Here is a 20466-nt window from a genome sequence, read left to right as displayed (position 1 = left end):
GAGGGAAGGCTTGCGCCTTCCCTCGTTCGTTATGCCCGTACTCTCTTGTTGTTTGCTGATGCTCTTCAGGCCAGCTCGGCGCGCAGCGCCTTGGTGGCATCGACCATCACCTTGAGGGCGGCCTCGGTCTCTTCCCAGCCGCGGGTCTTGAGGCCGCAATCCGGGTTGACCCACAGCCGCTCGGCCGGGATCTGCTTGGCCGCCTTGCGCAGCAGGCCTTCAATCCAGCTCTGGCTCGGCACGTTCGGCGAGTGGATGTCGTAGACGCCCGGGCCGATTTCGTTGGGGTAGTTGAAGCGCTCGAACGCTTCGAGCAGCTGCATCTGGCTGCGGCTGGTCTCGATGGTGATCACGTCCGCATCCAGCGCAGCCACTGCCTCGATGATGAGGTTGAAGTCGCTGTAACACATGTGGGTGTGGATCTGGGTGCTGTCCGCCACCGGGCTTGCGCTCAGACGGAAGGCGCGCACCGCCCAGTCGAGATAAGCCTGGTGATCCTGCTTGCGCAGCGGCAGCCCTTCACGGATCGCCGGCTCGTCGATCTGGATGATCTTGATGCCGGCGGCTTCCAAGTCAGCCACCTCGTCGCGAATGGCCAGGCCAATCTGCAGGGCGGACTGCTCGCGGCTCACGTCTTCGCGCGGGAAGGACCAGCAGAGGATGGTCACCGGGCCGGTCAGCATGCCCTTGACCGGCTTGTCGGTCAGGCTCTGGGCAAACTTCGTCCACTCAAGGGTCATGGGGGTCGGCCGGTCGATGTCGCGGGTGATCACCGGCGGCTTGACGCAGCGGGAGCCATAGCTCTGTACCCAGCCGAAGCGGGTGATGGCAAAGCCGTCCAGCAGCTCACCGAAATACTCCACCATGTCGTTGCGCTCGGCTTCGCCGTGCACCAGCACGTCCAGCCCGATAGCCTCCTGGCGCAGGATGGCATCCTTGATCTGGGCCTGAATGCCCGCCTCATAGGCACTGTCGTCGATGCGGCCAGCCCGCCAATCCTGGCGCAGCACCCGAATTTCCGAGGTCTGCGGGAAGGAGCCGATGGTGGTGGTCGGCAACAGCGGCAGCTTGAGATCCGAGCGCTGCGCCTCGGCCCGCACCGGGTAGGCGCTGTGGCGATCGAAATCGCTGTTGGTGAGGCTGGCGAGCCGTGACTGCACCGCCTTCTTGTGCACCCGGCTGTCGGACTCTCGATCCACGATGGGCTGGCTGTAGGCTGTGATCTTGTCCAGCTCCCCGCCATTGAGATGGTCAGCCAGCAGCCCCAGCTCGTAGCATTTTTGCAGGGCGAAGGCGAACCAGCTGCGGGTCTGGGCATCCAGCTCCAACTCGAGGGTCAAGTCCACCGGGCTGTGCAGCAAGGAGCAGGAGGAGGCCACCCAGAGCCGCTCGCCGAGCTTGGCTTTCAGTGCTTTCAGGGTTGGTACCAGCTTGGCCAGGTTGGCACGCCAGACGTTGCGACCGTTGATGACCCCGGCCGAGATGACCCACTGGGCCGGCAGGTGCGGGACCAGGGTCTCCAGCTGCTCGGGCGCCGCCACCAGATCCAGGTGCAGGCCGTCCACCTTCAGGCTGGTGATGATGTCGCGCTGATGGGCCACCGAACCGAAGTAGGTAGTGAGCAGCAGCTTGCAAGGACCGGCCAGACGCTCGTAAGCGTTGAGGTAGGCGAGACGCCACTCGTCCGGCAAGTCCAGCGCCAGCGCCGGCTCGTCGATCTGCACCCACTCCACCCCCTGGGCGGCCAGTTTCGCCAGGATCTCCTGATAGACGATGAGCAGGCGATCGAGCAGTTCGAGGCGGGAGAAGCCGCTCTCTTTCTCCTTGCCAAGCCAGAGGTAGGAGACCGGGCCCAGCAGCACCGCCTTGACCGGCAGCCCCAGCGCCTTGGCCTCTTCCACTTCGTCAAACAGCTGGCTCCAGCCCAGTTTGAAACGCTGGTCGCGGCTGAACTCGGGCACCAGGTAGTGGTAGTTGGTGTTGAACCACTTGGTCATCTCGGCGGCGGCGGCGGCCGGGCCGGTCGGCGCACGGCCACGGGCGACCCGGAACAGGGTATCGAGATCGGTGTCGCCATGACGGTGGCGGGCGGGGATGGCATCCACCAGCAGGCTGGTGCCGAGCACTTGATCGTACCAGGCGAAGTCGCCCACCGGCAGCAGGGTCACACCGGCCTGTTGCTGGGCCTGCCAGTGACGCTCACGCAGGCTCTTGCCGGTGGCGATGAGTTCGGCCTGGCTGGTCTCGCCACGCCAGTAGGATTCGAGGGCAAATTTCAGCTCACGCTTGGCGCCGATACGGGGAAAGCCCAGGGTGTGTGCGCAGGTCATAGGTTCCATTCCTTATGCTCATTCATCTGATGGTGAACTGGATGATTTAGCCATCCAGATGTTTACACATCCAAAATGACAAGATAAGGTGGCGTTGGCTATTGAATCCTTTTCAACTGGCTCTCAAGAAATTCTCAAGGCGGGCAACAAGCCGCCGCCCAGGCACAACAAGGAGGGATACCATGGCGGTGTCAAGCAACCCGGGGATCGACATCAAGCACCTGAAGACGGTGAGCGCGCTGGCCGAGCAGGGCTCGCTGGCCGGGGCGGCGCTGACCCTCAACCTCACCCAGTCCGCCCTCTCCCACCAGCTAAAAGAGCTGGAGACCCGCCTCAATCTGGAGCTCTATCTGCGCAAGAGCCGGCCGCTGGTGCTGACTGCGGCCGGCAACCAGCTGCTGGGGCTGGCCCGCCAGGTGCTGCCCGCGCTGGCGCAGACCGAGAAACAGCTGCAGGCCCTGCACAGCGGCGAGGCCGGTCGCCTCCACCTGGCGCTCGATTGCCACAGCTGCATCCAGTGGCTGCTGCCGCTGTTGCCCGATTTTCGCCGCCAGTGGCCGGGAGTGGATCTGGAGGTGGAGTCGGTGCCGGGCTTTGATGCCATCAGCGCCCTGCTCGGCGGCCAGCTCGACTTGCTGCTCACCTCGGACGTGCAGGCCCGCGGCGATCTCCACTTCGAGCCGCTGTTCGCCTTCGAGCTGGTGCTGGTGATGGCGCCGGATCACCCCCTCTGTGGCCAGCAGACCATCAAGCCTGAGGATCTGCGCCCCGAGGTGCTGCTGGTCTACCCGGTGGAGCGGGCGCGGATGGACGTGTTCAGCCGCTTCTTGCAGCCGGCCGGCATTGAGCCCGCCCGCTGCAAGCCGGTGGACAACACCTCTGTGATGCTGCAGATGGCCGCCGCTGGCCTTGGTGTCGCCGCCCTGCCGCGCTGGGCTTGCGAGGAGTTTGTCCGTCAGGGGCTGCTCGAGGCGCGCCCGCTCGCCGAGGGGGTGCGGCGCCACATGTATGGCGCCGTACGCGCCGCCGACCGGGATCAAGCCTGTCTACAGAGCCTGTTCGAGCGTATTCGCACCAAGATGGGCGACGTAAGAGCGCAGTAACTTGCAGGAGCAAGGACGCTGCGCCGACCAGGATCAGTTGTAGCTGTGGACGGCAGAGCCTGCTTGAGCGCATTCGTATCAAGATAGGCGACGTAAAAGCGCAGTAAAAAGCCGCCTGAGGGCGGCTTGTCATCACGCAGGGCTTCTCTGTTCAAGTACCCTCTTCACAGCTCGCCGCCCCCTGCCGCCGCGGACAGTTGGCGCACAGCTCACCATCGCGGCGCTTGTAGTGCAGGCAGCAGCGCTGGCGCACATAACCGACCAAGCTGGCCGCTGGCGGCCAAGGCGCCGGCTGCCAGCCCGCCAGATGCTCGGCCGGCAGGTCGCAGGCGGCAAGCCAGTGCGGCGCATGGGCCGCCACCTCGGCAGGGCTTATCTCGTCAAAGAACGCGGGCACCCGCACCAGCGCCGCCAGCAGATCGTCCGCCAAGAGCGGGCGCACGAAGCCCGGCCGCAGCCGCTGCACCTGCCCCAGCGCTGCGAACAGTGCCTGCCAATGGGCCTGCAGCCGCTCGCCCGCCGCCTTGATCAACACCTCCAGCTCCCCCTTGATCATGGGTTCGGCCGGCAAAGTAAAACCCGATACCAGCCCATCCTGATAGCCCTGGCCCAGCCTCTCCAGCGCAGGCACGGCCCGCAGCCGATAGACGGCCACCATGGCAAGATAGATGGATTGCCAGCAGAGCATGCCCCAGCTGCGAGTGAGCCAATAGGCGGGGCCCGCCTCCGGATGGGCCAGCCGCCAATACTCGTGCAGTGCGGCCGCCACCTCGGCCGGCGTGGCCTGCTTGGTCGCCGTCAACAGCGCCGCGGCATCACCGGCAGCCACCAGCCGCCCCTTGAGGGACGGGATAAGCCCGGCGGCGGCCGCAAACAGGGCGCCGTGATCCGCCAGCGCCTGCAGATCCGGCTCGCGCCGCGCCCCCGGAGTGCGGGCACGGCGGCCGGCGCCAGTCATGGGGTGAGAGAGTCCCGGGCGCGGCCCGGGACGCAGGGTCAGAATACGTATTTGAGTCGCGCCTCCACGCTGCGCTCTGCCCCGAACCAGCAGTTGTTCTGGTCGTAGCAGGAATAGTAGGTCTTGTTGAACAGGTTGCTGGCGCTGAGTGACACCTCGACCCCTTGCAGACGCTGGCTGAGCTGGGCCAGATCGTAGGAGGCAGCCATGTCCATCAGCAGGTAATCCGGCACGGTGTCGGTGTTGGCGGCATCAAGCTGGGCCTCCCCCACGTAGCGCAGGCCAGCCCCCAGGCGCGCCCCTTCCAGCGGACCGGCCGGCAGGTAGTTGCTCCACAGCGAAGCCATTTGCTTGGGCACCCAGACCGGGGTCTTGCCCTGCAGGCTGGTGGTGTCACGGGTGATCTCCATCTCCTGACGGGTATAGCTCAGCGCCAGATCCCAGCGGCTGGTGAGATCGAGTCGCCCCTCCAGCTCGACCCCCTTGGAGACCATCTCGCCGGTCTGCAGCTTGGGCCCGTAGACATTGTCCGGATCCGTCACCAGGGCATTTTGCTTGGTGATGTGGAACGCCGAGAGAGTGGCGGTCTTGCTCATGTCCTCGGAGAGGAACTTGAGCCCCCCCTCCCACTGCCGGCCGGTAGCCGGTTTGAACGCCTGGCCCTGCTTGTCTGCCCCCGCCACCGGCTCGAAACTCTCGGCATAACTCACATAGGGCGAGAGGCCGTGATCCAGCTCGTAGAGGGCACCAAGGCGCAGCGAGAGGTTGTCCTGATCAATCTGGGCCAAGGTGTTGCTCGCCGCCCCCTGATAGAGGGTCCGGCTGTCGGTGTCCATCCGGTAGCGGTCGTAGCGGGCGCCGCCGATGGCCACCAGCCGATCGAGGCGCACCTGATCCTGCAGGTAGAGGCCGCTCTGGTACTGGCGGATGGTTCGGTTGTCCTGATAGTTGAAGACCAGATCTGCCGGCACTATCTGCTGGTGATTCGGGTTGAAGATGTCGATGGCGGGGGCAGAGTAGTCGAGAGTATCCCGGTAGAAAATGCGTGCATCCAGATACTGGTAATCGACCCCCAGCAGCAGGTTGTGCTGGGCCTTGCCGGTCTGCACCTTGCCCGCCAGCTGGTTGTCGATGACAAAGCCGCGAGACTCTTCATCGGTCAGGTAGGCGTTGCGGGCCAGGGTGCGGTGGTCGGCCGCCAGCGCCGCGTTATAGGTGTTCTGCTGATTGGCCGAGGCATCCATGTAGCGGGCGTTTTGCAGCAGCTGCCAGTTGGCGTTGAAGTCGTGGCTCAGCTTGTAGCCAAGCAGGGTCACCTCCCGGCTGTAGTGGTTCCAGTTTTCATCGCCAAGGAAGGTATCGCTGCCCAGCTGGCCCAGCGGGTTGGATTTGACCGAGCCGCTGGCCGGCACCGTGGTGTAGATGCCGGCTTGCGGGTCTTTCTGGTAATAGAGGTTGAGGTTTAGCAGGGTGCGGTCACTCAACTGCCAGTCGAGAGAGGGCGCCAGCACGTAGCGCTCCTCCTCTGAGGTCACCGCCTGGCCCTCTTTCTGACGGGCCAGCCCCACCAGCCGATAAGCAAACTGATCGTTGAGAGCACCGGTGCTGTCGAGGGTCAGCTCCTTGAGGGTGCCCGTCCCGCTCGCCACGCTGACGCTGTGCCTGCTCTCCCGCTGGGGGCGCTTGGCGATGAGGTTGACCATGCCACCGGGGGGCATGCTGCCATAGAGCACGGAGGTGGGCCCCTTGAACACCTCCAGCTGCTCGATGGCCACCGGATCGATCTGGGGCTGCAGGTTCCAGTCGTTGTACTGCAGCAGCAGACCGTCGTAGAAGTTCTGGTAGTTGTCAAAGCCGCGGATGTTGAACAGATCCAGCCGGTTGACCGCCCCGCCCCGCAATTCGGTGTTGACGCCTGGCACGTAGCGCAGCGCCTCGCTCACCGAGCTGACGCCGCGCTGTTCCAGGGTGTCACCCTCCACCACCGAGATGGCCTGGGGCGTCTCCAGGGGGTCGAGCCGGGTCTTGGTCGCGGTGTTGCGATAGGTCTCGCCGAGCACGGTCAGGGTCTCGTCGGCCCGGGTCTGTGTCGGGCGCTCGGCAGCGGCGGCCTGCACGGGGCCAGCCAACAGGGCGGAGATGGTCGCGGCGACCAGGGTCAAAGGGGGGTGAGTGGCGTACATCTGATCCTCGAACGCAATGATTGAATAGTAACAAATCTCATTTGTATTTTATTGGGTCATTTTGCCCTTGAATTAACAATTTGGGGCATGTTGGTGCTGAAGAGGGAGAAAATGCGGCCAGTTTGGCCCCATCCGGCAACCTCAACTGACAGCAGACACGCAGGCGATGTCGAATGGATAGCAAAGCCTGGCGCAGTCAAAAGGGAAAGAGGGAATAGCCGCACCCGGCATCCGCCGGGCAAGAGGTGGTCAGCTCAGAGAGGGGCGACGGGCAGCCAATACTCCATGCGGGCATCCGGCTGGTTGCCGTCAAAATCGGGGGCGTAACGCTCCAGCTCGAAGCCATCCACCCCGCGATAGCCGGAGCTCGGCAGCCAGTGCAGGATGAACCAGTTGAGGGTCTGCCCCAGCTGGCTAACGGGACCAACGTGGCTTAACACCGCGTAGGTCTGGGCCGGCACCGGGAGGCGCGCCAGACCGGCGGGCAAGCTGGCCCCCTCCTCCATCACGCTGCCCGCCCAATAGGGGAGCGACTCGCCGGCGCCAGAAACATCCACCACCCCCACCCGCTCCTGCCCGGGTGGCAAACCGCCCGCCGTGCGCAGGGCGCGCCAGATGGCGGGCACCGTCTGCTGAAAGTCGGGGGCGGCGGCAAACAGCCCGCGGATCTGCCCCTTCACCCCTTGCAGGATAAAGCCCGGCTGGCTCTCGATCCGCACCTGTACCAGCCTGGCAGGCATGGGCTGCGGTAGGGTAGCCCGCACCAGGGGGGTACGCAGCCCCAGCCGCAGACCGCGCTTGCGATAGGCCAGCGGCGAGCAGCCGAACTGCTGCTTGAAGGCGCGGCTGAAGCTCACCTCGGAGCCAAAACCGTAACAGAGCGCCAGATCCAGCACCCGCTGGCGACCAGACAACAGCGCCTCTGCCGCCTGGCTCAGCTTGAGCTCGCGCACATAATGGGCCACCGTCAGCCCCGTCTCATGGAGGAACACCCGCTGCAGCTGCCAGCGCGACCAGCAGCTCTGCTCCGCCAGCTCGGCCAGCGCCAGCGGCTGATCCAGGTTGGCGTGGATATAGTCGAGCACCCGCTCGATGCGGGTCAGCTGGCTGTGCGGCTGGGGCACGCCGCCCGGAATGGGGGACAAGATGGTCATGACGAGATCGGATCTGGGCTGTCGGCAAGGCGCTGCGCGCAAGGGCCCCATTAAACATGGCCGCGACCTTGGCGGCAAGCGCTGGCCGCTGCGCTCACCCTGGCCCCCTTGCCTACCCCTTAGAACCAGCGCGTCAAGCCAGCTTGGCAGACTGTCACAAAAGTGACGCGTTTGCCTGTCAGATTGTTTGAAAACAAATATATCAATTACCTCAAAAAGCCCATAAAGTCCTCGTTCGAATCTTTTATGCAGGGAGAGCCAAGATGAAGAAAGTTGCCTTGATCACCGGAGCCCGTGGCGGCATCGGATCCGCCATCACCACCGCCTTGCTGGCCCAGGGGTATCGCATCATCGCCACCCACTCCAGCCCCAACGGGGCGGCGGCGCACGACTGGTACGGGGAGCAGGGTTTTCGGCCGGATCAGGTGCGGCTGCTGGCGCTGGACGTCGCCGACACCGCCATGTGCCGCGACACCCTGGGCCGATTGCTGCAGGATGAAGGGCGGGTGGACGTGCTGGTCAACAATGCCGGCATCACCCGGGACGGGGCCTTCAAGCGGATGACCCCGGAGCAGTGGTTCGAGGTGATCCACACCAACCTGTGCAGCCTCTACAACGTGACCCAGCCGCTGTTCGACGCCATGTGCGAGCAGCGCGATGCCCGCATCATCAACATCTCCTCGGTCAATGGCCAGAAGGGACAGTTCGGTCAGGTCAACTACTCGGCCGCCAAGGCGGGCATGCTGGGCTTCACCAAGGCACTGGCGGCGGAAGGAGCCCGCTTCGGGGTGACGGTCAACGCCATCGCCCCCGGCTACACCGCCACCCCCATGGTGGAGGCGATCCGCACCGACATCCTCGACAGCATCAAGGCCGACATCCCCATGCGCCGGCTGGCCAAGCCGGAAGAGATCGCCGCCGCCGTGGTGTTTCTTGCCAGCGAGGCGGGTGCCTATATCACCGGCGAGACCCTGGCCATCAACGGCGGCCTCTACATGAAGTGAGGCCGGGCCTGTTCTCACCGACTTGCGCATCGACAGAGGGCAGCCTGCGGGCTGCCCTCTTTGTTTGATCCTTGTTTGCGCCGGCCAACCGGAACGGCCTTCTTCCTTGCCCGGACTACGGACGTGTCGCCGCTGCCCCCACCGGCTCGGCGAAGTGGCTGCGCAGGGCGGCGATCACCCGGCGCACCTTCTCCGGGATCTCCCGCTGCGGAGTGATGGCGTGGATCTCCATGGGTGGCACCCGAAAGCCCGGCAGCAGTTCCAGCAGGCGGCCCGAGGCGAGATCGTCGGCGATCTCCCCCTCCGGCTGCAGCGACACCCCCTGCCCTGCCAGGGTGAACTGGCGCAGCGGCAGCACGTTGTTGCAGACCACCCGCGGCTTGGGCTTGACCCTGTGCCCCTGCCCCTTCTCGTCGAAGAAGGTCAGCCCGCCGCTCAGCATATCGGCGGCCAGCCAGTCGTGATCCAGCAGCGCCTCCGGGCTGCGCGGGGTACCCTTGCGCGCCAGATAAGCGGGCGAGGCGCACAGCAACATCCGGGTCTGGCCCAGCTTGCGCGCCACCAAAGTGGAGTCCGAGAGCGTGCCGACCCGCAGCGCCACGTCGATGCGCTCGGCAATGAGATCCCGCTTCTCGTCGTCGGCGATGATCTGGATGCACAGGCCGGGGTGGGCCAGCAGCAGCGGCGAGAGCGCCCGCGCCAGCGGCTGGCCGGCCATCCCCACCGGGGCGGTGATCCGCACCTCCCCCAGCAGGCTGTCACGCACCTCCGAGAGGCGCAGCTCGGTCTGGTTGAGGGTCTGCTGCAGGGACTGGCACCCCTGCCACACCACCTCTCCCGCCTCGGTCAGGTTGAGACGGCGGGTAGAGCGGTGCAGCAGGGTGAGGCCGAGCAGGCTCTCCAGCTGGCTGATATGCTGACTGACGGCGGAGGGTGTCATGCCGAGGGCCTTGGCGGCGCCGGTCATGCTGCCCGCCTCGACCACGGCGGCGAAGATGGCGTAACGCTTGAGCTGTTCCATTATTAAATCCAGCTTATAAGTGAATGCAATTTACAATGGATTATTAAATCACATTCGGGGGCGTAGGATAGCCCCATTCCAACAGTGAAGGAGAATCTCCCATGAAAATTGCCCTGATCGGTGCCAGCGGTTTTGTCGGTACAGCCATCCTCAATGAAGCCGTCAGCCGCGGCCATCACGTCACCGCCATCGTGCGTGACGTGAGCAAGGTCGCCGCTCACCCGCAGGTCACCGCCGTGGCGGTGGATGCCCAGGACAGCCAGGCGCTGGCCAAGGTGCTCAAGGGGCACGATCGGGTGATCAGCGCCTACAACCCGGGCTGGACCGCCCCGGACATCTACGACCAGTACCTCAAGGGGGCCAGCGCCATCGTGGCCGCCGCCGTCGCGGCCAACAGCTGGCTGCTGGTGGTCGGCGGTGCCGGCAGTCTGGAAATTGCCCCGGGCGTGCAACTGGTGGATACCCCGGAGTTCCCGGCCGAGTGGAAACAGGGGGCCCTGGCCGCCCGCGACGGCCTCACCGCCCTGCGTCGTGAAACCACCCTCGACTGGCGTTTCGTCTCCCCGCCCGTGTTCCTGGAACCCGGCGAGAAGCGCGGCGGCTACCGGCTCGGTGCCGATCAGGTGCTGTTCAGCGGTGAACAACCGGCCGGGATCACGGTCGGCGATCTGGCCGACGGCGTGCTCAACGAAGCGGAAAAACCGGCCCACCTGCGCCAGCGCTTTACCCTGGGTTACTGAGCCTGAGCCAGGCACCACACAGGGCAGCAACGTCCGTCACACAAAGGGAGGCATCAGCCTCCCTTTTTGCATCTCTGTATTTGGGCATCTCTGCATTTTGCGCATCTCTGTGCTGCCAGCGATGCTCGCCTCTCTATTTGCCCAACTTGCCCAACTCGCGCTCACATTGTGCTCAAGCCGATACATGCCGGGTCAGGCCAACATGGGTGCCAAGTGCGCCGGTATATTGCCATTATCGCCGCTCAATCGGCAGCCACCCGGATGGGTGGCGAATTCTATTTCGATTTTTGTATATAACTAAGAATAATTTGTTGTTTCCGTCTTATAACTCCGAACAGTAGCATCTCCCTCAATCCAAATGGCGCCATCCCTGGCAACAGGGTTGCGGCCGGTTCATCGGTCAGGGCGTCGTCGTTTTCATATCAGGTGTGCGGGTAGCATCCCGCCCCTGGCCAGTGAGGAGGTGCACATGGAACATTCACCACTGCCGATCATCGATCTCGCCGCGCTCGACGGCGCCCCCGAGACCCGTCGCCAGATGCTGGCCACCCTTGGCCGGGCGGCCCGTGAGGTGGGCTTTTTCTATCTGATCGGCCATGGCCTGAGCGAGCAAGAACAGCAGGAAACCCTGGCGCTGGCGGCCCGTTTCTTCGCCCTGCCGCAGCAGGAGAAGCTGGCGGTGCAGATGGTGCACTCCCCCCACTTTCGCGGCTACAACCAGGTGGGGGCCGAGCTCACCCGGGCGCGGCCGGATCTGCGCGAGCAGTTCGACATCATGAACGAAGAGGTCGCCCTCGATGCCGCCAGCCTGCAGCATCCCTGGCAGCGGCTCGTCGGCCCCAACCAGTGGCCGACCGCCCTGCCCGGCATGCAGGCACAGCTGCTGGCGTGGCAGGATAGGTTGAGCGCCATCACCCTCACCCTGCTGGCCGCCTTCGCCGAGGTGCTGGCGCAGCCAGCCGGGGTGTTTGACGACAGCATTCGCGGGGCGCCCCATCAGCACATGAAGCTGATCCACTACCCGGGGCAAGCCGCAGGGGGCAGCGGTCAGGGAGTAGGCGCCCACAAGGATCCCGGCTACCTGACCCTGGTGATGCAGGACCACCACTCCGGGCTCGAGGTGGAGACGGCCGACGGCTGGATCTCGGCGCCGCCCCTGCCGGGCGCCCTGGTGGTCAACATCGGCGAGCTGCTGGAGCTCGCCTCCAACGGCTACCTCAAGGCCACCCTGCACCGGGTGCAGAGCCCGCCGCCCGGGGTATCGCGCCTCTCCTGCGCCTTCTTCATGGCGGCGCGGCTGGATGCGACCGTGCCGCTGCTCAGCCTCTCCCCCGCGCTGGCGGCGCAGGCACAGGGGCCCGAGAGCGACCCGACCAACCCGCTCTTTTATCAAGTGGGGGAAAACGTGCTCAAAGGGAGGCTGCGCTCCCACCCGGATGTGGCGACCCGCCACTATGGTGTCGCCCCGCCGTCCGCCAATGCGCAGACAAGCAGCGAACAGATGGCAAAGCGCGATCGGCGCGAGCCACAACTCGCCTGACGCTGCCATACCTAATAGACGGGGGTGCCACGGCGCCCCCCTTCAGATGACACAAGCAGATGACACAAACAGTTGGGCCACAGCCTGGCAATGACGGAGCAATACAATGAAATTCAAAACCATGAGCGTGCACAGCGGCCAGCGGATCGATCCCCAGACCGGTGCCCTCACCACCCCGCTCTACCAGAGCAGCACCTTCAGCTACTTCAACGCCCAGGCGGGCAAGGAGCGCTTCGCCGGTCAGGCCCCCGGTTTCATCTACAGCCGCTTTGGCAACCCCACCACTGCCGAGCTGGAGCAGAAGCTGGCGGCACTGGAAGGGGCCGACGAAGCGCTGGTGGTGGCGAGCGGCATGGCGGCGGTGAGCGCCATCATGTATGCCCTGGCCGACAGCGGTGATGAAGTGGCCTATATCGGCCCGCTCTACGGTGGCACCGATGCCTTCCTCAAGCAGACCTTCAGCCGCGCCGGCATCAAGGTCACCGCCTACGAGAGCGATCAGGATCTGCTGGCCAACATCCGCCCCGCCACCAAGGTGGTACTGTTCGAAACCCTGACCAACCCTACTCTCAAGGTGGTGGATCCGCGGGTAGTGGTGGAAGCGGCCCGCAAGGTGGGCGCCATTACGGTGTGCGACAACACCTTCCTCACCCCCTATCTGCTGCGTCCGCTCGAGCTTGGCATCGACATCGTCATGCACAGCGGCACCAAGTATCTCGGCGGCCACGGCGACATCATCGCCGGGGTGGTGGCGGGTCGTCATGAGCTGATGAAGTCGATTCGCACCGTGGCACTCAAGCACATCGGCTCCCCCATCGGCCCGCAGGAGGCCTACCTGCTGCAGCGCGGGGTCAAGACCCTGCCCCTGCGCATGGATGCCCACCTGCACAACGCCCAGAAGGTGGCCGACTTCCTGGCCGCCCACCCGGCAGTGAAGAAGGTGATCTACCCAGGACTGGCCAACCATCCGGGCCACGATGCCCTCGGCGCCTTCGCCAGCGGCTTTGGCGGCATGGTGAGTATTGAACTTGAAGGCGGGTTTGAGCGCTGCGCCACCCTGCTCGACAACCTGCAGCTGTTCGTGCAGGCGGTGAGCCTCGGCGATCTCGAGAGTCTCGCCTGCCATCCGGCCAGCACCACCCACGCCGCCATGGACGAGGCAAGCCGCCTCGCTGCCGGGGTCAATGACGATCTCATCCGCTTCAGCATCGGGGTGGAAGATGCCGACGATCTGATTGCCGATCTGGCCGCCGCCCTGGCCCTTATCTGACCGTTTGCCTCTTTTGAGCGCAAAAAAACAGCCCGCCCCCTGCCAGGGGGCGGGCTGTTTTGCTTGCGGCAATCGCCCGCTAGGGGGTGGCAGAGAGGCGCTGCAGCGGCCAGCCCAACGCGGCCAGCTCGGGAGCCAGCGTCTTGGCATCCCCCACCACCAGGATCACCATGTCGTCGGGATCGAGCCAGCGGCGGGCCAGCTCACGCAGGGTAAACGGAGAGAGCCGGCTCACCTGCTGCACCCGCTGCTCCACATAATCCTCTGGCCACCCCTTAAGCAGAATGGGCAGCATGTACTCCATTTCCTGCGGCAACGTCTCGTAATCGAGCGCCTGACCATTGAGCACCCGATCCCGCAGGGTGCGTACCTCCAGCCGGGTCGGCCCCAGCCGCTGATACTTGTCGAGCTCCTGCAGGATCTGCCGCAGGGCTGCCCCGGTCACCCCGCTGCGCACGCTGCTTTGCAGCAGGAAGTGGCCCGCATCGGCATTGCCGTCGAAGGCGGCGTCGATAAAGTAGGTGTAACCCAGCTCCTCGCGCAGCCGGATGTGCAGCCGCTCGGCGAGGGACACATTCATCAGCCGGGTCAGGTAGTGCTCGCCGAAGGCATCCTCCGCCATGGCGCGCCGTCCCACCCGGATCTGGCTGAGCGCCGCCCCGGGATTGTCCAGCAGATAGATGGCCCGTTTCGCCTGCTGGCCGCGCCAGCCGAGGGAGTGCAGGGCCGCGGGCTGACCTGCTGGCTCGACCAGAAAGCCGAGGGCCTTCATCACCCGCTCCTGGGCCAGATCCCCGCTCACCACCACCTGGGCTTCCCCGCTGCGATAGACCGACTGATAAAAGTTGCGCACATCATCCAGCGTCAGCGCACGTACACTGGCCAGCAGATCCGGCCGCTTGCGCCCCTCGAGCAGGGCGCCGAACTGCCAGTCCGCCTGCCACTGGGGATCCTGCATCAGCTGTTGCAGCCACTGGACATGATCAAAGCGGCTGCGCTCAAAATCGGCTACTCGCATGGCGGGCTGCTGCACCAGCTCCCGCACCAGGGCCAGCGTCTCGTCAAAATGGGAGGTGAGCCCCTCGATCTCGACGTAGCTGCGCCCCTCCCCATGATTGAAGCGAATGCTGGCCCCCAGCTGGCGGGCCCGCTCCTCGATGCTGGCCGCCTGCAGCTGCTCGCTGCCAAGGAAGAGCATGGCGTCGGCCAGGGTGGCAACCCCGTCCTTGCCCTCGGGTTCGGCCCGCTCACCGCCCGGCCAGCTGATACTCATGGCAAAGGCCGGCACCTCGTCACTGTAGTGACCGAGCAGGGAGATCCGCTCACCCAGCTTGGCCTGCCACAGGGTCGGCATGGGCACCGGCAAGGCGCCGCCGCTGGCCGGCTCCTGACGCCGATCCAGGGTCTCCTTGATGACATGCGGCAGCAAAGAGGGGGTCGGCCGGGCCAGCGGCAAGGGGGGCGGCTCGACAAAATTGGGGCTGCCCGCCTGCCATTCAGGGTGCTCGGCCGGTACCACGCTCAGCACCACCCTGGGCTTGTTCAGCACATAGCGCGTCAACACCCGTTGCAGATCGGCCGGCGTCACCCGGGCGATGCGCTGGAGGTTGCGGTACTGGAAGTTGGGGTCAGCAAACAGGGTGTGGCCGGTGGCCAGCTGCTCCACCTTGCCGGCCACGCTGTCCAGCGGCCAGATCCGCAGGGCCCGCTGGGCATTGACCGAGTGGGCCAGCTGCTCGCGGGAGACGCCCTCGCTGGCGAGCTGGCCGACGATCCGGTCGATCTCCGCCTTGATGGGGCCAAGCTCGCCCCCTTTGGCCAGATTGGGCACCGCCTCAATCACCAGCATGCAGGCCAGCACGCCGCACTCCTGTCTGGCCGTCACCGAGACCAGCCGGCCACTTTGCTGCAGTTGTCGCTGCAACAGGCTGCTGGCCGAGCCCCCCAGCTGATCCGCCAGCAGATCGAGGGCCTCGAAATCGGGCTCGCGGGCGGAGACGGTCGGATAGGCCAGCACCAGCATGGGCTCGCTGACCCGATCGACCAGGGTGCGATAGCGGCTCTTCTTCAGCGTCACCGGGCGCACCACCGGGCTTGTCTGGGTTGGTGACGGAGGCAGCGCGGCAAAATAGCGCTCGACCCAGGCCAGGGTCTGAGCCGGCTGAATGTCGCCACCGATCACCAAGGTGGCGTTGTTGGGCCCGTACCAGCGCAGGAAGAACTGGCGCACGTCCTCCAGAGTGAGGCGATCCAGATCCGCCACCCGACCAAACGGCGTGTTGAAATAGGGGTGATTGGGGGGGTAGAGAGTGCGGTTGAGCACTTCCGGCACCCGGCCGTACGGAGCAGCATCTACCAGGGTGGCTCGCTCGTTCTTGGCGATGTCGCGCTTGGCTTCCAATTTCTGCTGGTAGAGGGTATCGAGCAGAAACCCCATGCGATCCGCCTCCAGCCAGAGCACCTTCTCCAGCTGATTGGCTGGCAGCGTCTGGTAATAGCGGGTCTGATCCTGGGAGGTCAAGCCGTTGATGTTGCGCCCGCCCACCTGTTGCAGCAGCCGGATGTAGCCCTCCTCCCCCACGTGGGCTGAGCCCTGAAACATCATGTGTTCGAACAGATGGGCCAGCCCGGACTGGCCGGGGGCCTCTTCCGGCAGCCCAACCCGGTAGTGGACCGCCACGTGCACCAGGGGATCGGAGTGATCCTGGGTCAGGATCACCGTCAGGCCATTGTCGAGCCGATATTGCTGATAGGGCACGATCAACGGATCGGCCACTTTTTTCTGCTCCTTGACCAGCACCGGGCCGGCCAAGGCCAAGACACTGAAGAAATATAGCAAACTCCACACGACTCTCATGTTATTTCCCAATTTTCAAACCTGAACATTATTATTGGCGGTCGCGGCGCGTCGTTCATATCCAGCGCGCAACAACGAAAAAATGGCGACAGCCCTCTGCAGGTGCCTCGCATTATTGATGACATGAATAATATTTTTCCGGCAGCAAAGTCTGCCCCGAGCCAGTCAATGCAGCCGCCAAAGGCTGGCAGCCTGCAACCCGGCCGTGGCCGTCAGTGTAATCAATCAAGCCCCGAAGGGATATCAGCAACAGACGTGCTTTTGTAACAAGGTATATATCTGGTCCATCAGTCAACGCCCTTGAATAGCCTGAACGGCGCTATTTAACCGTGTTAACTGTGCCGGTTAACAGTGCCGGAAAATATCGTCGGCCTGACGCTGCGCCCACTGCTGGGAAATAAGTCTGCCGTTATTGAGTCACGAACAAATAAGCCCGGCGGGTAGTCAATATTGATGCCATTAATAACAAGCTGATGGCAGGCGCCTTGCCGGCGCCACTCGCCAGCCCATCTTTTTTGCACTCGCTGCCGGCCTGCAAGAGTGGCAAAGGCGCAAAAAAACAGGGGGCCGCGGCCCCCTGTTCATGCTGGGTGCAACCGGATCAACCGCGATCCAGCAGGATGTTGAGCATGCGGCGCAGCGGCTCGGCGGCGCCCCACAGCAGCTGGTCACCCACGGTAAAGGCGGCCAGATACTCCGGACCCATGTTGAGCTTGCGCAGACGACCGACCGGGATGCTGAGGGTGCCGGTAACGGCAGCCGGGGTCAGCTCGCGGGCGGTGATGTCGCGATCGTTGGGGATCACCTTGACCCAGTCGTTGTGGGCAGCCAGCAGGGCTTCGATTTCCGCCAGCGGCACGTCTTTTTTCAGCTTGATGGTGAAGGCCTGGCTGTGGCAGCGCAGGGCGCCGATGCGCACGCACAGACCATCCACCGGAATGGCGGCGTGTTCGATGCCGAGGATCTTGTTGGTCTCGGCCTGGCCCTTCCACTCTTCGCGGCTCTGGCCGTTGTCGAGCTTGGTGTCGATCCAGGGGATGAGGCCACCGGCCAGCGGCACGCCGAAGTTGTCCACCGGCAGGGTGCCGGAGCGGGTCTTCTCGGTGATCTTGCGCTCGATGTCGAGGATGGCAGAGGCGGGATCCGCCAGCTCCACCGCCACTTCATCGCGCAGCAGGCCCATCTGGGTGACCAGCTCGCGCATGTGGCGCGCACCGCCACCGGAGGCGGCCTGATAGGTGGCCACGCTCACCCACTCCACCAGATCGGCCTTGAACAGGCCACCCAGGGCCAGCAGCATCAGGCTGACGGTGCAGTTGCCGCCGACGAAGGTCTTGATGCCGTTGTTCAGGGCATGTTCGATGACGTCGCCGTTGACCGGATCCAGGATGATGACCGCATCCTTCTCCATACGCAGGGAGGAGGCGGCATCAATCCAGTAGCCCTGCCAGCCGGCGGCTTTCAGGCGTGGATAGACATCCTTGGTGTAGTCGCCGCCCTGGGCGGTGATGATGACGTCCTGTGCGGCCAGCGCCTCGATGTCGAAGGCATCCTGCAGGGTGCCGGCATCGACGCCGAAATTGGGGGCGGCCTCACCGGCCTGGGAGGTGGTGAAGAAGGTGGGCTGAATGCGGGAAAAATCCTTCTCTTCCTGCATCCGGCTCATCAACACCGAACCCACCATGCCACGCCAACCGACCAAACCTACTTTTTTCATAATGTCCTACCCTGGATAGCTGCTTATAGAAACCGAGTGTGATACCCGTGATCCCTTGTCCGGCGCGGGCCGTTTACAAGCGGTTCACAAAATATGGGTTGCGAAAAATGCGTCTGTCCACATTACGGATTGTGACGGCGGGCGCAAGTCGAATTGCGCAATATTCTGTGCCGTTCGCTGCAATATCCGTCAGCCTGGCCGACCTGCGGGCAGCCGGTTGGCATCCCGCCCCCACTTGGGGCATCATTGAGACCGACCGGCAGCCCCGCTGCCCCTTGGGGACGACCCCGAGGCCTCCTGATACGCAGGGACGACCCTGCTGCCTGCGGAATCTGCCTTATGTCCTGGTTGCTCCTGCTGTTGGCCGGCCTGTTCGAGGTCGCCTGGGCCATCGGCCTCAAATACACCGACGGTTTCAGCCGTCCCCTGCCCACCCTGCTGACCCTGATCGCCATGGGGGTGAGCGTGCTGCTGCTCGCCATGGCGGTCAAACAGTTGCCCCTTGGCACCGCCTACGCGGTATGGACCGGCATCGGCGCGGTCGGCACCGTGCTGATGGGGATCTGGCTGTTCAACGAACCGGCCACCCTCGCCCGGGTGCTCTGCCTGCTGCTGATCATCGGCGGGATCCTGGGTCTGAAATTCATCGGCTGAGCCGTGACCGACCTCGGTTGAATGGAGAGCAAAACGGGGCATGGGCCCCGTTTTTTGCCTGCCAAACGCGCCGACCCCTGCTATTATCTGCGGCCAAACATGAGCCAATAAAAATCAGGATATCGTGATGACCGACCACACTTTTATTCCCGGCAAGGACGCGGCGCTGGAAGACTCCATCGAACGCTTCCAGACCAAGCTGCAAGCTCTGGGCTTTGATATCGAAGAGGCCTCCTGGCTCAACCCCGTGCCCAATGTCTGGTCCGTGCACATCCGGGACAAGGAGTGCTCCCTCTGTTTCACCAACGGCAAGGGTGCCAGCAAGAAGGCGGCGCTCGCCTCCGCTCTGGGTGAATATTTCGAGCGTCTCTCCACCAACTACTTCTTCGCCGACTTCTATCTGGGCGAGCAGGTCGCCAATGGCGACTTCGTTCACTACCCGAACGAGAAGTGGTTCCACATCGAGGGGGATCAGCTGCCCACCGGTCTGCTCGACCCCTTCACTCGCAAGTTCTACAACCCGGACGGGGAAGTGACCGCCGACATGCTGGTGGATCTGCAATCCGGCAACGAGGAGCGCGGCATCGTCGCCCTGCCCTTCGAGCGCCAGTCTGATCACCAGACCGTCTACATCCCGATGAACATCATCGGCAACCTGTATGTCTCCAACGGCATGAGCGCCGGCAACACCCGCACCGAGGCCCGCACCCAGGGGCTGTCGGAGGTGTTCGAGCGCCACGTGAAGAACAAGATCATCGCTGAGGCCCTCAGCCTGCCGCTGATCCCGAACGAGGTGATCGCCCGTTACCCCGGCATCAAGGCCTCCATCGATGCGCTGGAAGCCGAAGGCTTCCCCATCTACAGCTTCGACGCCTCCCTTGGCGGTCGCTACCCGGTCATCTGCGTGGTGCTGCTCAACCCGAGCAACGGCACCTGCTTTGCCTCCTTCGGTGCCCACCCGCGCTTCGAAGTAGCGTTCGAGCGCACCGTCACCGAGCTGCTGCAGGGCCGTAGCCTCAAGGATCTGGACGTGTTCGTGCCGCCCTCGTTCGACAACGAGCAGGTGGCGGATCACCACAACCTGGAGACTCACTTCATCGACTCCTCCGGCCTCATCAGCTGGGATCTGTTCAAGCAGGATGCGGACTTCGAGTTTGCCGACTGGGACTTCCGCGGCACCTCGCAGGAGGAGTTCGATCACCTGATCGGCATCTTCCACGAGCTGGAGCAGCCGGTCTACATCGCCGACTACGAGCACCTGGGCGTCTACGCCTGCCGCATCCTGGTGCCCGGCATGTCCGACATTTATCCGGCCGAAGATTTGCTGCTGGCCAACAACACCATGGGTGCCCACCTGCGGGAGACCATCCTGGCGCTGCCGGCGCTGGAGTGGGACGCGGAGCAGTACATGGCGCTGTTCGACCAGCTGGATGAAGAGGGTCACGACGAGCGCACCCGGGTGCGCGAGCTGCTCGGCATCGCCGCCGCCAAGGGCACCGCCCTGCACACCCTGCGGGTGGGCGAGCTCAAAGCCATGCTGGCACTGGCCGCCGGCGAACTCGACACGGCGCTCGATCTCATCGACTGGACCATGGAGTTTAACCAGTCGGTCTTCCCGGCCGATCGCGCCAACTACTACCGTGCCCTGCGCACCTGCGTCGAGCTGTTCCTGGATGAGGATCGCGACCCCGAGCAGTACCGCGCCGTGTTCACCCGCATGTATGGTGCAGAGACGCTGGCACAGGCCTGGGCCCACGCCAGTGGCGAAGCGCGCTTCCACGGGTTGGCAGCTGCCGACCTGTCCCTCAGCCAGTTCCCGCTGCATCAGAAGCTGCTGGCAGCCTATGAGAAGCTGCAGAAGGCCAAACGAGCCCACTCATGGGGCTGATGTGGTAGTATGTGAAGGGGCCCTGATGGCCCCTTTTGCTTTATGGT

Annotated in this window: 14 protein-coding genes; 7 read left to right on the top strand and 7 right to left on the bottom strand. The window is 64.4% G+C overall.

Annotated elements, in window-relative coordinates; translation table 11 throughout:
• Positions 1-65: 65 nt before the first annotated feature.
• Positions 66-2330: a 5-methyltetrahydropteroyltriglutamate--homocysteine S-methyltransferase gene (gene metE, locus ACPW75_RS07180; protein ID WP_060389561.1), complete on the bottom strand. Its 2265-nt coding sequence runs from the start codon at positions 2328-2330 to the stop codon at positions 66-68.
• Between the two features lie 182 nt (positions 2331-2512).
• Between metE and ACPW75_RS07175 the strand changes: the two genes are divergently transcribed.
• On the top strand, positions 2513-3433 hold the full coding sequence (locus tag ACPW75_RS07175; RefSeq protein ID WP_077096501.1) for a LysR substrate-binding domain-containing protein: 921 nt from the start codon (positions 2513-2515) through the stop codon (positions 3431-3433).
• A 151-nt stretch (positions 3434-3584) separates the two neighbouring features.
• On the opposite strand, the gene ACPW75_RS07170 is transcribed toward ACPW75_RS07175, so the two are convergent.
• The 3 genes from ACPW75_RS07170 to ACPW75_RS07160 form a co-directional block, all read right to left on the bottom strand.
• Entirely contained in the window at positions 3585-4391 is an 807-nt protein-coding gene (locus ACPW75_RS07170; RefSeq protein WP_077096502.1) for a siderophore ferric iron reductase, read from the bottom strand.
• 38 nt (positions 4392-4429) lie between these two features.
• Positions 4430-6574, bottom strand: a complete 2145-nt coding sequence (locus ACPW75_RS07165) for a TonB-dependent siderophore receptor (RefSeq protein WP_190283616.1) — start codon at positions 6572-6574, stop codon at positions 4430-4432.
• Positions 6575-6828: 254 nt separating this feature from the next.
• A complete protein-coding gene (locus tag ACPW75_RS07160; protein ID WP_077096504.1) occupies positions 6829-7806 on the bottom strand; it encodes an AraC family transcriptional regulator in 978 nt (325 codons plus the stop codon).
• A 185-nt stretch (positions 7807-7991) separates the two neighbouring features.
• Between ACPW75_RS07160 and ACPW75_RS07155 the strand changes: the two genes are divergently transcribed.
• Positions 7992-8732, top strand: a complete 741-nt coding sequence (locus tag ACPW75_RS07155; protein ID WP_011705821.1) for an SDR family oxidoreductase — start codon at positions 7992-7994, stop codon at positions 8730-8732.
• Positions 8733-8847: 115 nt separating this feature from the next.
• Here the strand turns inward: ACPW75_RS07155 and ACPW75_RS07150 are convergent, their stop codons facing one another.
• Positions 8848-9753: a LysR family transcriptional regulator gene (locus ACPW75_RS07150; protein WP_077096505.1), complete on the bottom strand. Its 906-nt coding sequence runs from the start codon at positions 9751-9753 to the stop codon at positions 8848-8850.
• A gap of 101 nt (positions 9754-9854) precedes the next feature.
• Between ACPW75_RS07150 and ACPW75_RS07145 the strand changes: the two genes are divergently transcribed.
• From ACPW75_RS07145 to ACPW75_RS07135, 3 genes are all read left to right on the top strand, one after another.
• The gene (locus ACPW75_RS07145; protein WP_019838689.1) at positions 9855-10493 is read left to right on the top strand and encodes an NAD(P)-dependent oxidoreductase; all 639 of its coding nucleotides are present in this window, start codon (positions 9855-9857) and stop codon (positions 10491-10493) included.
• A 469-nt stretch (positions 10494-10962) separates the two neighbouring features.
• Positions 10963-12033 (top strand): isopenicillin N synthase family dioxygenase, encoded by a 1071-nt coding sequence (locus ACPW75_RS07140; protein ID WP_190283617.1) that lies wholly within the window; start codon positions 10963-10965, stop codon positions 12031-12033.
• A 106-nt stretch (positions 12034-12139) separates the two neighbouring features.
• Positions 12140-13303: a trans-sulfuration enzyme family protein gene (locus ACPW75_RS07135; RefSeq protein ID WP_077096507.1), complete on the top strand. Its 1164-nt coding sequence runs from the start codon at positions 12140-12142 to the stop codon at positions 13301-13303.
• A 79-nt stretch (positions 13304-13382) separates the two neighbouring features.
• Here the strand turns inward: ACPW75_RS07135 and ACPW75_RS07130 are convergent, their stop codons facing one another.
• Positions 13383-16160: a M16 family metallopeptidase gene (locus tag ACPW75_RS07130; RefSeq protein ID WP_077096508.1), complete on the bottom strand. Its 2778-nt coding sequence runs from the start codon at positions 16158-16160 to the stop codon at positions 13383-13385.
• A 601-nt stretch (positions 16161-16761) separates the two neighbouring features.
• Entirely contained in the window at positions 16762-17877 is a 1116-nt protein-coding gene (gene asd, locus ACPW75_RS07125) for an aspartate-semialdehyde dehydrogenase (RefSeq protein WP_077096509.1), read from the bottom strand.
• 339 nt (positions 17878-18216) lie between these two features.
• Here asd and sugE point away from each other — a divergent pair, with 339 nt between their 5' ends.
• Both sugE and ycaO read left to right on the top strand, forming a co-directional pair.
• The gene (sugE, locus tag ACPW75_RS07120; protein WP_011705814.1) at positions 18217-18531 is read left to right on the top strand and encodes a quaternary ammonium compound efflux SMR transporter SugE; all 315 of its coding nucleotides are present in this window, start codon (positions 18217-18219) and stop codon (positions 18529-18531) included.
• Positions 18532-18658: 127 nt separating this feature from the next.
• Positions 18659-20419, top strand: a complete 1761-nt coding sequence (ycaO, locus tag ACPW75_RS07115) for a 30S ribosomal protein S12 methylthiotransferase accessory factor YcaO (protein ID WP_077096510.1) — start codon at positions 18659-18661, stop codon at positions 20417-20419.
• The last annotated feature ends 47 nt before the right edge of the window (positions 20420-20466 follow it).

Origin of the sequence: Aeromonas sp. FL131 (assembly GCF_049860615.1) — a bacterium.
Taxonomy (GTDB): domain Bacteria; phylum Pseudomonadota; class Gammaproteobacteria; order Enterobacterales; family Aeromonadaceae; genus Aeromonas; species Aeromonas hydrophila.
The sequence above is the reverse complement of the archived record's forward strand: the minus strand, read 5'-3'. Positions and strand labels throughout refer to the sequence as shown.